Origin of the sequence: Streptomyces sp. S.PB5, assembly GCF_030403745.1 — a bacterium.
Taxonomy (GTDB): domain Bacteria; phylum Actinomycetota; class Actinomycetes; order Streptomycetales; family Streptomycetaceae; genus Streptomyces.
On record NZ_JAQMWP010000004.1, the window covers coordinates 14,848 to 27,116 of the forward strand.

Annotated in this window: 11 protein-coding genes; 6 read left to right on the plus strand and 5 right to left on the minus strand. The window is 71.5% G+C overall.

The annotated features are described in order from the left end of the window. Window positions 1-33 precede the first annotated feature (33 nt). Complete coding sequence (locus PH203_RS11600; protein WP_289919514.1) at window positions 34-1,521, minus strand: tetratricopeptide repeat protein; 1,488 nt, start codon at window positions 1,519-1,521, stop codon at window positions 34-36. A 92-nt stretch (window positions 1,522-1,613) separates the two neighbouring features. Here PH203_RS11600 and PH203_RS11605 point away from each other — a divergent pair, with 92 nt between their 5' ends. Further along, window positions 1,614-3,020 carry an FAD-linked oxidase C-terminal domain-containing protein gene (locus PH203_RS11605; RefSeq protein WP_289919516.1) on the plus strand — a complete coding sequence of 469 codons (1,407 nt, stop codon included), beginning with the start codon at window positions 1,614-1,616 and terminating at the stop codon, window positions 3,018-3,020. Between the two features lie 64 nt (window positions 3,021-3,084). Here the strand turns inward: PH203_RS11605 and PH203_RS11610 are convergent, their stop codons facing one another. After that, window positions 3,085-3,558: an SsgA family sporulation/cell division regulator gene (locus tag PH203_RS11610; RefSeq protein ID WP_289919518.1), complete on the minus strand. Its 474-nt coding sequence runs from the start codon at window positions 3,556-3,558 to the stop codon at window positions 3,085-3,087. 224 nt (window positions 3,559-3,782) lie between these two features. Here PH203_RS11610 and PH203_RS11615 point away from each other — a divergent pair, with 224 nt between their 5' ends. Then, window positions 3,783-5,519 (plus strand): RDD family protein, encoded by a 1,737-nt coding sequence (locus tag PH203_RS11615; protein ID WP_289919520.1) that lies wholly within the window; start codon window positions 3,783-3,785, stop codon window positions 5,517-5,519. A gap of 89 nt (window positions 5,520-5,608) precedes the next feature. After that, window positions 5,609-6,262 (plus strand): RDD family protein, encoded by a 654-nt coding sequence (locus tag PH203_RS11620; RefSeq protein WP_289919521.1) that lies wholly within the window; start codon window positions 5,609-5,611, stop codon window positions 6,260-6,262. A gap of 22 nt (window positions 6,263-6,284) precedes the next feature. On the opposite strand, the gene PH203_RS11625 is transcribed toward PH203_RS11620, so the two are convergent. Continuing rightward, window positions 6,285-6,554 carry a hypothetical protein gene (locus PH203_RS11625; RefSeq protein WP_289919522.1) on the minus strand — a complete coding sequence of 90 codons (270 nt, stop codon included), beginning with the start codon at window positions 6,552-6,554 and terminating at the stop codon, window positions 6,285-6,287. Between the two features lie 451 nt (window positions 6,555-7,005). Here PH203_RS11625 and PH203_RS11630 point away from each other — a divergent pair, with 451 nt between their 5' ends. Together PH203_RS11630 and PH203_RS11635 are read left to right on the plus strand one after the other, a co-directional pair. Beyond that, window positions 7,006-9,348: an immune inhibitor A domain-containing protein gene (locus PH203_RS11630; RefSeq protein ID WP_289919525.1), complete on the plus strand. Its 2,343-nt coding sequence runs from the start codon at window positions 7,006-7,008 to the stop codon at window positions 9,346-9,348. Window positions 9,349-9,470: 122 nt separating this feature from the next. Further along, the gene (locus PH203_RS11635) at window positions 9,471-9,833 is read left to right on the plus strand and encodes a hypothetical protein (protein WP_289919527.1); all 363 of its coding nucleotides are present in this window, start codon (window positions 9,471-9,473) and stop codon (window positions 9,831-9,833) included. A gap of 36 nt (window positions 9,834-9,869) precedes the next feature. Here PH203_RS11635 and PH203_RS11640 read toward each other — a convergent pair whose 3' ends face one another. Together PH203_RS11640 and PH203_RS11645 are read right to left on the minus strand one after the other, a co-directional pair. After that, window positions 9,870-10,460 carry an isochorismatase family protein gene (locus tag PH203_RS11640; RefSeq protein ID WP_289919528.1) on the minus strand — a complete coding sequence of 197 codons (591 nt, stop codon included), beginning with the start codon at window positions 10,458-10,460 and terminating at the stop codon, window positions 9,870-9,872. Between the two features lie 75 nt (window positions 10,461-10,535). Further along, entirely contained in the window at window positions 10,536-11,882 is a 1,347-nt protein-coding gene (locus PH203_RS11645; protein WP_289919531.1) for a nicotinate phosphoribosyltransferase, read from the minus strand. 57 nt (window positions 11,883-11,939) lie between these two features. Here PH203_RS11645 and clpS point away from each other — a divergent pair, with 57 nt between their 5' ends. Then, window positions 11,940-12,257, plus strand: a complete 318-nt coding sequence (gene clpS, locus PH203_RS11650; protein ID WP_095754611.1) for an ATP-dependent Clp protease adapter ClpS — start codon at window positions 11,940-11,942, stop codon at window positions 12,255-12,257. The last annotated feature ends 12 nt before the right edge of the window (window positions 12,258-12,269 follow it).

Below are 12,269 nucleotides of genomic sequence, written 5' to 3' on the forward strand. Positions count from 1 at the left end.
GCACCCCCCGGGGCCCCCGGGCTCACCGCCCGCTCACCCCCGCGTCGGCTTGGCGTCCATCACCGGTACGTCGTCGGCGGACGGCTCGCCCAGGGCCGTCAACGCCCGCTGGGCCGACGGCACATGCAGCCGCGAGAAGTACGGGTTGATCCGCAGCGCCTCCTGAAGGTGCCTGCGGGCCGGCCCGTTCAGCCCCAACTCCCGCTCGATCATGCCCCGGTGATAGGCGTACAGCGCACTGCGCACCCCACCCCCGTGCACCTTGTCCGTCGCCCGCACCGCGAACCGCAGGGCCTCCTCGTCCTCCCCGGCCCGGTGCAGCGCCCAGCCCAGCGCATCGGCCACCGCGATCCCCGGCTGCCGCCGCCACTCCTCCCGCAACAGCCGTACGGCCGTCTCCGGCGACCCGTGGTCCGCCTCCAGCTGCCCGAGCACCAACCGCCCGTCCACCCCGCCCGACTCGGCGTGCCGCACCCGCGCCCGCACCAGCTCGTACTGCACCCCGGCCGTCTGCCGCAGCCCCAGCGACTCGTACAACTCCCCGAGTTCCAGGGCGTACTGCGGGTCCGGCTGATTGGTGAGCGCCACCCGGTACGCGCTCAGCGCCTGCGAGGTCCGCCCCAGTGCCGCCAGCGCCCGCCCCTGCCCGGCCTGCGCGGCCCGCTGGTCGGGGTCGATCCGCACCGCCTCCCGGAAGTGCCGCAGCGCCACCTCGCGCTCCCCGCGCTCCCACGCCAGCTGCCCCACCCGCTCCAGATACGCCGCCCGCTCGGCCGGCGCCCGGGCCCCCGCCGCCGCGTCGGACAGCTGCGCCATCGCGTCCTCGCGCCAGCCCCGGTCCCGGTACACGCCCCCGGCCCGCGCCAGCACGGCCGGCCCGCCGTGCAGCTCCTGCAGCCTCTCCAGGGTCCGCCCGGTCGCCTTCCAGTCGCCGAGCCCGGTATAGGCGTCGATCAGCAGCGGATACGTCGTCCAGCGCTTCGGTTCCAGCTTCAGCGCGGCCTCGCCGTACCGCTTCGCCGTCCGGAAGTCCCGCCGCGCGTTCGCCAGCGCGGCCAGCCCGCCGAGCGCCGCCACGCTCACGGGCTCCCCCTTCGCCCGCACCTTCAACGACGTACGCAACGCATCGCCGGCCTTCGGGTAGTACGCCGACTCCGCCGTCCGCCGCCCCTGCTCCACATACGCCGCCCCGAGCACCGCCCACGACTCGGCGTCCCGCGGATGCCTGCGCAGATGCGTCTCCCGCTCGCTGATCAGCACCGCCAGATCGGGCAGCGCGGCCGGCGCCCCCACGGTGAGAGCCGCCTGCGCCTGTGCCCCGGGGGCCGGCGGCGCGGGCGCCCGGGGGGCGGGCGGCCGCCACGGCAGCACCATCAGCGTGCCGCCGAGCACCAGACACCCGGTGACGGCGGCGGCCAGCAGCCGCTGCCCGGTGCGCGAACGCCGGGGGGCCGCCTCCTCGAAGTTCTCCGTGGCGCTCTGGTCCTCCACGACGGGCTCCGTGGCGCTCTGGTTCTCCATGGCGCTCACCATGCGTCAATACGACGACCACACCCCGGCATCCGACGGTCGGCGCAGACGGGGTTCACACCGATGGCCCCGGGTGCGACGCTGTGATCATGAGCCGTATCGAAGCGCCTCGCGACGAAGCGACCGGCAACCTGGTCGACCGCCTGCTCGTCGGCCTCCCCGCCGAGGCCGTCCTGACCGACCCGGACGTCACGGCCTCCTACGCCAACGACATGGCCAGCTTCTGCCCGGCCGGCGCCCCCGCGGTCGTCGTCCTGCCGCGCACCGTCGAGCAGGTCCAGCACGTCATGCGCACCGCCACCGAACTCCGCGTCCCCGTCGTCCCGCAGGGCGCCCGCACGGGCCTGTCCGGCGGCGCCAACGCCACCGACGGCTGCATCGTGCTGTCCCTGACGAAGATGGACCGCATCCTGGAGATCAACCCCGTCGACCGGATCGCGGTGGTCGAGCCCGGCGTCATCAACGCCACCCTCTCCCGCGCGGTGGGCGAACACGGCCTCTACTATCCGCCGGACCCTTCCAGCTGGGAGATGTGCACCATCGGCGGCAACATCGGCACGGCCTCCGGCGGCCTGTGCTGTGTGAAGTACGGGGTGACGGCCGAGTACGTCCTCGGCCTGGAGGTCGTCCTGGCGGACGGCCGTCTGATGTCCACCGGGCGGCGCACCGCCAAGGGCGTCGCCGGGTACGACCTGACCCGTCTGTTCGTCGGCTCGGAAGGCTCCCTCGGTATCGTCGTCCAGGCGGTCCTCGCCCTGCGCCCGCAGCCGCCCGAGCAGCTGGTGCTGGCCGCCGAGTTCGCCTCCGGCGCCGCCGCCTGCGACGCGGTGTGCCGGATCATGGAAGGCGGACACGTCCCGTCCCTCCTCGAACTGATGGACCGTACGACGGTGAAGGCCGTCAACGACCTCGCCCACATGGGCCTCCCGGAGTCCACCGAGGCCCTGCTGCTCGCCGCGTTCGACACCACCGACCCGGCCGCCGACCTCGCGGCCCTCGGCGCGCTGTGCGAGGCGGCGGGCGCCACACAGGTCGTACCGGCCGACGACGTGGCCGAGTCCGAACTGCTCCTCCAGGCACGCCGGCTGTCGCTCACCGCCCTGGAAGCGGTCAAGGGCACGACGATGATCGACGACGTGTGCGTGCCCCGCTCCCGCCTCGCCGAACTGCTCGAGGGCACCGAGCGGATCGCCGAGAAGCACCAGCTCACCATCGGCGTCGTCGCCCACGCCGGGGACGGCAACACCCACCCCACCGTCTGCTTCGACGCCGCCGACCCCGAGGAGTCCCGGCGCGCCCGCGAGTCCTTCGACGAGATCATGGCCCTCGGCCTGGAACTCGGCGGCACGATCACCGGCGAGCACGGGGTGGGCGTACTGAAGAAGGAGTGGCTGGCGCGCGAGATCGGCCCGGTGGGGGTGGAGATGCAGCGGCAGATCAAGCAGGTCTTCGACCCGCTGGGGCTCCTGAACCCGGGCAAGCTGTTCTGAACCCCGCCGTCCGAGGGCGCCCGTCGGCTCAGTCCCGTCCGTCGGTTCACTCCCGTCCGTCGGCTCACTCCCCGTCCTTCGACTCGTCGCTCGGCCACGGGTCGCGCAGCCACAGGTCGTCGGCGGGCGTCGGGGCGAGCAGCTCCGCCAGGGCGTCGTCGATCCCGAGCTGCCCGCCCTCAGACCCCGGGGGCACCACCCGCAGCGTCCGCTCCAGCCAGGCGGACACCTGGGCGGCGGGCGCCTCCAGGAGGGCGTCCCCGTCCGGCGAACTCAGCGCCATCAGGACGACGCTGCGGCCGTCGACCTTCGTCGGCCACACCCGTACGTCCCCGTGACCGCACGGCCGGAACACCCCCTCCACCAGCAGCTCGCGGGCGAACGTCCAGTTCACGGGGTGGTCGGAGCTGATGTGGAAGGCGATGTGGACGGCGTAGGGGTCGTCGGTGCGGTAGCTGAGCCGGGCCGGGACCGGGATGCTGCGCTCGGGCGACAGGATGAGTTTGAGCTCCAGCTCACGCTCTACCACGGTGTGCATGTCGGGCGTTCCTCTCTCACGTGCTGTCTCGTACGAGTGGAGAGAGGCGGTGGCGGCGGAAGCATTACGCGGGTTCGGAGAACTTTTTTTCCAGGGGGTTCACGACGTCGGTCGGACGTTGCCCAAAAGGAGTGGGTCCCGTGGGACTGGCGGTGGGGGTTGCGCCGGTCTGATAGATGTGGAGCCCCCCATATTGACCCCCGAGCAGATACGGGACGACGGACATGAGCGCCCCAACCCCGGCCCCCGGCGACGACAGGCCCCGCGAAGGGTTTTACCCGGACCCGTCCATTCCTGGATATGTCCGGTACTGGAACGGTGCCGCCTGGGTACCGGGTACGAGCCGCCCGGCCCCGTCGGACGGTGAACCGCTCACACCCCCACCGGGCTCGGGACCGGCCCCCTCCCCGGTGGAGGAGACGGGCCCGCACTTCTTCGACGAGGACCCGCAGCCGCCCTCCGTGGACTCCCAGCACGGCAACCGTCCGGAACCCGCCTCCGCCTGGGCCGCCGACCGCTCCCGTCAGTCCGGCTTCGGCGGCGACCAGGACCGCCGGGTCTCCTGGGGCGCGGCGGCCGGCACCGACCCCCGTATCCCGTCCGACACGACGACCGGCGACGGCACGGCGACGATCCCGCCCGCGGACTCCGGCGGCGCGGCCTCCGGCAACACCTTCGTCTTCCGCAGGCCGACGGCCGGGGGAGGGGCGGCGGGTACGGCGGCTCCGGGCACGGCGGGCGCGGGCGGCGCGGGCGCTTCCGGCGGCCCGGCGTTCAACGGCCCCGGAGCTTCCGGGGCTTCCGGCGCTGCGGGGCCCGGCGGCAACTCCGCTTCCGGCCCCGGCGGTTCCGGCGGCCCGGCGTCCGGCGGCTCGCCCTCCGGCGCCCCCGGCTCAGGCACTCCAGGGGCCCCCGGCTCAGGCACGCATGGCGCCCCCGGCTCAGGCGCCCCCGGCGGCCCGGCCTTCGGTGCCGCCGCCTCCGCCGCCGGGCGGCCCGCGGGCGGCGCAACTCCTGGCGTCCCCGCCCCCGGTGGCCCCGTCTCCGACGAGGGCACCATGACCTTCCGGGCGGTCTCCCAGCGCACGCCACAGCAGGGTGGGGCGCAGGGCGGGGGCACGGGTGGCGCACGGTCCGACAGGGCGGCGGGGCCGGGCTTCGGCCCCCAGGCGGCGCCCGGCGCGGGCAGCGTCACCGGCGGTCCGGCGGGCCCGCAGCCGGCGCCCGGAGCTCCCGGCGCCCCCGGCTTCGGCGCGGGCATGGCCGCCGCCGAGCGTGCCGCCGCCGCGCAGGCCCAGGCGCCCGCCCCCTCCGTTCCCGCCCAGCCCACCCCCATGAGCAGCGGCGCCGGCGGCGGTCAGCCCTCCTGGGCCCAGCAGGTGCACCGGCTGGCCGGAGCCCCGGGTGAGGACCAGCCCGTCGCCCCCTGGAAGCCCCCGGTCGACGACATCTTCCAGGCCGCCGCCCGCCGCCAGGCCGCCGCACGTCCGGCAGGGCTCGGCAAGCGGCTCACCGCCCGGCTCCTCGACACGCTCGTCCTCGTCGGTGTCACCGCGGCCGCCGCCGTCCCCCTCGGCACCAAGGCGCTCGACCACGTCAACGAGAAGATCGACGCGGCCAAGCTCTCCGGCGAGACCGTCACCGTCTGGCTCCTCGACGGCACCACGTCGGCCTACCTCGGCATCGTCCTCGCCGTGCTCCTCCTCTTCGGCGTTCTCTACGAGGCGCTGCCCACCGCCAAGTGGGGCCGCACCCTCGGCAAGAAGCTGCTGGGCCTTGAGGTGCGGGACATCGAGGGCGGCGAACCCCCGTCCTTCGGCGCGGCCCTGCGCCGCTGGCTCGTCTACAGCGTCCCCGGACTCCTCGCGGTCGGTGTCGTGGGCGTCGTATGGGGCCTGTTCGACAAGCCGTGGCGCCAGTGCTGGCACGACAAGGCCGCACATACGTTCGTCGCGGGATAGCCGGATACGGCGAAGAGGCCACAGGATTCCGTACCCCGGACGGCCGCTCGCCGGATGCGGAGCCGGGGGGTTCGCGGTCGACTCGGGCCATGAGCAGTGAACCGCCCCCCGGCGCCGGCGGGCAGCCGCCGGAAGACGACCCGTTCAGGAAGCAGCCCCCGCCCCCGGGCGACGAGGGTTCCCCGTACGGCAGTCAGCCGCCGCCGTACGGAGGCAGTCCCTACGGCGGCGGAGGTCCCTACGGCGGCGGGGATCCGTACGGCGGCGGCTCGTACCCCAATGACCCGCTCGCCGGCATGCCCCCGCTCGCCGACAGCGGCAAGCGCACACTCGCCCGGATCATCGACCTGCTGCTCGTGCTCATCGTCGTCGCGCTGCTCACCTGGGCCTTCGGCGTCAACGAGTACGACATGGACCCGGACAAGGTCGAGTACGGCAAGTCCCTCACGCAGTCGCTCATCACGGCCGTGCTCTACATGGCCTACGACACCGTCATGATCAGCCGCTCCGGGCAGACGCTCGGCAAGAAGTGGCTCGGTATGCGGGTGGCGAACCTGGAGAACGGCGCCACGCCCTCCGTGCAGACCGCGCTGACGCGTTCGGCGGTGCTGTGGATCCCGTTCGCCTTCTGCTGCGCCTGCATCTGGACCGCGATCTCGGGCGGCTGGAGCTACTTCGACAAGCCCTACAAGCAGGGCCTGCACGACAAGGCGGCGAAGACGGTGGTGGTCAGCACCCGCTGAGCACCACCGTCGTAGGCGACCGTCAGGCGGCGGTCTTGGAGCCCGTGGCCACGGCCGGCACGGGCTCCTCGGTCGTCTCGGCCGTCTCGTCGGCGGGCTTGCGTACCGCGACCACACGGGACTTGGGCAGGGGCACTGTCATGGCGACGAGGAGCCCGAGGGCGAGGGCGCAGACGGCGATGACCGCGATCCCCAGACCCGAACTCGTCTGTGACAGCAGCAGCATGGCGAGCGTCGAGAAGATCACGGTGAACGAACCGTAGGCGAGCTGTGCGGCAGTCGGACGAGGCATGGCAATCGTGTCCTCGGAAGTGGGGGTCCACGGGGGTGTCGGCCTGGCTTTCCGCCGGATTTCGGGCGTTCCGCCGAACGACTCTAATCGCGTGCATGCCCGAGCGGAACGAACGGTAAGCGTGACCTAACGAACAGTACCGGTGCATGGGGGGCGCACGGAGTCATACCGTCCACCAAGTGGACAGGTCCGAGCGCCGGTCGAGGGTTGCTCAAGACCCGCCCGAGACACCACCCAGGACGCTACTCAAGGACTTCACGAGATGTTCGTAAAGCGGATTCCGCTTCCGCATAGTGCACTTGTCACGTCCAAGTCAAGATCTGTCTTTTCTTCTGAACCTCTAGTCAAATGACGTCACTTGACTACACGCGTTGATCACGCGCGCGCGGCCCCCTCCATGAGCAGGACCCCTCCTGCCCCCCGCGCGTCCGAACGCGGGGGAGGACCTCAAGTGACCAGTAGGACCTGGACGTTCAGAGCGGCGGCGACCACCGTCGCGCTGGCCGCCGCGACCGCGACGTTCTCCACGTTCGCCGTCGCCGAGGCCGGCACCGCCGCACCTCAGCCGGCCGCCTCGAACCGGACCGATCCGCAGCCGGCGAAGACGGAGCGGCAGCACGACTTCGACGGCCCGCTCTCCAAGACCCAGGAGGCGCAGCGCGAAGAGGCGCTGAAGCAGGTCATATCCGGCGACGCCAAGGTGACGGAGCGGAACGGCTCGCAGGTCGTCGCGCTCAAGAGCCGCAAGGGCGACAGCAAGTACGTCGAACTGGGCCGCGAGCGCACCGACAAGATCTTCACGATCCTCGTCGAGTTCGGCGACCAGATCGACAGCCGCTACGGCGGCACCCCGGGCCCCGCCCACAACGAGATAGCCCAGCCGGACCGCGCCCAGGACAACTCCACGGCGTGGCAGGCGGACTACAACAAGGCCCACTTCGAGGACCTCTACTTCGGCGACGGCACCGCGTCGATGAAGACCTACTACGAGAAGCAGTCCTCGGGCCGCTACTCGGTCGAGGGCGAGGTCACCGACTGGGTCAAGGTCCCCTACAACGAGGCCCGTTACGGCTCGAACTCCTGTGGCACCTGCGCCTGGAACGCGGTCCAGGACGGCGTCGCGGCCTGGGTCGCCCAGCAGCAGGCAGCGGGGCGCACCGACGCGGAGATCAAGGCGGACATCGCCGAGTTCGACCAGTGGGACCGCTACGACTTCGACGGCGACGGCGACTTCAACGAGTCCGACGGCTACATCGACCACTTCCAGATCGTGCACGCCGGTGAGGACGAGTCCGCGGGCGGCGGCGCCCAGGGCGAGGACGCCATCTGGGCGCACCGCTGGTACGCGTTCGGCACCGACGCCGGCTCCACCGGCCCGTCCGGCAACCTGCTCGGCGGCACCCAGATCGGCGACACCGGCATCTGGGTCGGCGACTACACCATCCAGCCGGAGAACGGCGGACTCGGCGTCTTCGCCCACGAGTACGGCCACGACCTCGGTCTGCCGGACCACTACGACACCTCCGGCGGCGGTGACAACTCCACCGGCTTCTGGACCCTGATGTCCTCCGGTTCCTGGCTCGGCACGGGCAAGGACGCCATCGGTGACCTGCCCGGCGACATGACCGCCTGGGACAAGCTCCAGCTGGGCTGGCTCGACTACGACGTGGCGAAGGCCGCGACCAAGTCCGCGCACAAGCTGGGGCTGGCGGAGTACAACACCAAGAACAAGCAGGCGCTGGTCGTCGAACTGCCCGAGAAGGAGGTCACGACCGAGATCGTGCCCCCCGCGCAGGGCGCCACCCAGTGGTGGAGCGGCAGCGGCGACGGCCTGAAGAACACGCTGACCCGGTCCGTCGACCTGACCGGCAAGTCCGCGGCCACGCTGACGCTCGACGGCTGGTGGGCCATCGAGGCCGACTACGACTACCTGTACACCGAGGTCTCCACCGACGGCGGCGCGACCTGGAAGGCGGTCGACGGCACCGCCGACGGCGCGGCCATCACCCGTGACGCCAGCGGCCAGCCCGCCCTCACCGGCTTCTCGGACGCCAACAAGAAGCTGTCGTTCCCGCTGGACGCCTACGCCGGCCAGAAGATCGACCTGCGCTTCCGCTACTCCACCGACGGCGGTGTGGCCGAGAAGGGCTTCACGGCCGACCAGATCTCCGTGACGGCCGACGGCGCCGCCCTGTTCGCCGACGACGCCGAGACCGCGGACGCGGCCTGGACCGCGAGCGGCTTCTCCCGGGTCGGCGCGACCATCACGGACGACTACGCGCAGTACTACATCGCCGAGAACCGCCAGTACGTGTCGTACGACAAGACGTTGAAGGTCGGCCCGTACAACTTCGGCTTCTCGACGACCCGTCCGAGCTGGGTCGAGCACTACGCCTACCAGAACGGCCTGTTGATCTGGAAGTGGGACACCTCCCAGGCGGACAACAACACCAGCGCCCACCCGGGCACCGGTCTCGTCCTGCCGATCGACTCCCACCCGACGGCCCTGAAGTGGTCCGACGGCACACCGATGTCCAGCCGCCTCCAGTCCTACGACTCGCCGTTCAGCCTGTACCGCACGGACGGCATGACGCTGCACAAGGCGGACGTGGAGATCAAGATCCCGTCGTCGCGGGGTGTCCCGGTCTTCAACGACCACACCAGCACCTACTACGACGAGACGACCCCCTTCGCGGGCGTCCGGGTCACTGACACCAACACCAAGATCAAGATCGTCAAGGAGGCCCTCGACGGCTCCACGATCACGCTCGTGGTGGGCCCCGCGGTGAAGTAGTTCACGTTTGTGCAGGTCAGAAGGTAATCGGCGGCGACCCCCTGGCGGGTCGCCGCCGATCGTGTTTAGGTGCGTGCTGATGACTTTCTTATTGACACCGAGGCACACGGGGGTGTGACCGCATGGCCGCAGGAGGTTTCTGCAAGCTGCCGACAGGCAGCGTGGTGGTGGCGCTGAACCTGCCCAGACCCACCGCCGACGGCACGGGCTGCGTCCGTGTCCTCGTCCACGCCCAGAACCGCGCCCGAGCCCTGACCAGGCTCCGCAATCTGGGCCTGCGAGCGGTCTACCTCCGCGGCAACGGCTCCCCGCCGACCCCGGACGAGATCACCGCGGTGCTCCACCACCCGGACGGCCTCATATGGCGTACGGCCCCTGACAACGCTGTCGTGGACAACGCTGTCGTGGTGCCGGGCGCGGAACTCGCCCAGGAGCTGTGGCACCCGATCAGGGCGTTGATGCGCAGACCGGCGGCACCGGCGTAGGGAGCCCCGCAGGGCCCCCGTGGAGCGTCCTCCGGCTCAGGCCACGACCGGCTTCCCGGAGAGCTCCACACCGGCCTGCCGCAGCTCCTCCAGCGCCCGCTCGGTGGTCTCCTCGGCCACGCCCGCGGTCAGGTCGAGCAGCACCTGCGTACGGAACCCCTCGCGCACGGCGTCCAGCGCGGTGGCCCGTACGCAGTGGTCGGTGGCGATGCCCACCACGTCCACCTCGACGACCTCCCGGGACCGCAGCCAGTCGGCCAGTGCGACGCCGTTCTCGTCGGTGCCCTCGAAGCCGCTGTAGGCCGCCGAGTACGCGCCCTTGTCGAAGACGGCGTCGATCGCGCCGGAGGCGACCGCGGGGGCGAAGTTCGGGTGGAAGCCGACGCCCTCGGTCCCGGCGACGCAGTGCGCGGGCCAGGAGTGGGCGAAGTCGGGGTTGTCGGCGAAGTGGCCGCCGGGCGCGATGTGGTGGTCGCGGGTGGCCACCACGTGCTGGTACCCGGAACCGGCCGCCTGCCCGATCAGCTCGGTGACGGCGGCGGCCACATCGGCACCCCCGGCCACCGCGAGAGAGCCCCCTTCGCAGAAGTCGTTCTGTACGTCGACGACGATCAAGGCGCGGCGCATGGTGGGTGTCCTTCGACTAAGTGTGAAATTACGAGCCTAGAGACTTCGGCGGCACTGCGGGAGGGCGCACCGCTTTTAGCTACCCGAGCGCCCCTGGACGTACTCCGTCGGAATGACGGGTTCCCCGCGCGACAGCTGCGTGGCGGACAGCGGCAGCCCGTCCCGCGCGGCCGTGTGCCGGTCCCGTACGACGTCCAGGGGCTCGCGCGCCACGACGTCCCCGCTCTTCACGAGCTCGACGAGCAGCTGGTGGTCGGCGAGCTCGGCCGGGACCGCCCCGGTGCCCACGACCTCGGCCTCCGCGATCCCGTCCGCGTCCGGCCTGCGGGCCGCCCACTTGCGGCCGCCGATGGAGGTCTTGCCGCCGGAGGACTTCTTCGCGACCGGCACGAGCGGGGCCTTCGGATCGGCCGACTCGGCGCGGGCGACGAGCTTGTAGACCATCGAGCAGGTCGGGTGCCCCGAGCCGGTCACCAGCTGCGTACCGACGCCGTAGGCGTCCACGGGTGCCGCCGCGAGCGAGGCGATGGCGTACTCGTCGAGGTCCGAGGTCACGATGATCTTCGTGTCCCGGGCGCCCAGCTCGTCCAGCTGCTGCCGCACCCGGTGCGCGACGAGCAGCAGGTCGCCGGAGTCGATACGGACCGCGCCCAGTTCGGGCCCGGCGACCTCCACCGCCGTACGGACGGCCTCCGCCACGTCGTAGGTGTCGACGAGCAGCGTGGTGTTCCGGCCGAGGGAGTTCACCTGGGCCTGGAAGGCGTCCCGCTCCCGGTCGTGGAGCAGGGTGAAGGCGTGAGCGGAGGTGCCGACGGTCGGGATGTTGTAGCGGAAACCGGCGGCGAGGTCGGAGGTGGAGGCGAAGCCGCCGAGGTAGGCGGCGCGGGAGGCGGCGACGGCCGCGAGCTCGTGGGTGCGGCGGGCGCCCATCTCGATCAGCGGGCGGCCGCCGGCGGCCGAGGCCATCCGGGAGGCGGCCGCGGCGATCGCGGAGTCGTGGTTGAGGATCGAGAGGATCACGGTCTCCAGGAGCACGCACTCGGCGAAGCTGCCCTCGACCCGCATGATCGGCGAGCCCGGGAAGTAGACCTCGCCCTCCGGATAGCCCCAGATGTCACCGGAGAACCGGTAGGAGGCGAGCCAGTCCAGGGTCTCCGCGTCGACGATGTCCCGTTCGCCCAGGAAGCGGAGCACGTCCGCGTCGAAGCGGAAGTTCTCGACGGCGTCCAGGACCCGCCCGGTGCCCGCGACGACGCCGTAGCGGCGCCCGTGGGGAAGCCGCCGGGTGAAGACCTCGAAGACGCTGTGCCGCTCCGCGGTACCGGCCTTCAGCGCGGCCTGCAGCATCGTGAGCTCGTACTGGTCAGTGAAGAGCGCCGTCGAGGGAACATCCACCGGCAGCCCAAGGTCCGCTGTGTTCATGGGACGGGATGGTACTCCCTTTTCGTCGGTGTGACGATTTCTGCCGGGCGTGGCAGCATGGGCCATGTGACGTCACCCGCTCCCGTAGAGATCGAACGAACCGAGTCGGCGGAAGAGGTCTTCGCCGTCCCCGAGCCGGACGTCCCCTGGGTCACCATCGTTCACAACGACCCGGTCAACCTCATGAGCTACGTGACCTATGTCTTCCAGACGTACTTCGGGTACTCGAAGGACAAGGCCACCAAACTCATGCTCGACGTTCACCACAAGGGCCGGGCGGTCGTCTCCAGCGGAACCCGCGAGGAGATGGAGCGCGACGTGCAGGCCATGCACGGCTACGGTCTGTGGGCCACCCTCCAGCAGGACCGGAAGTAGCTGAACTCACCT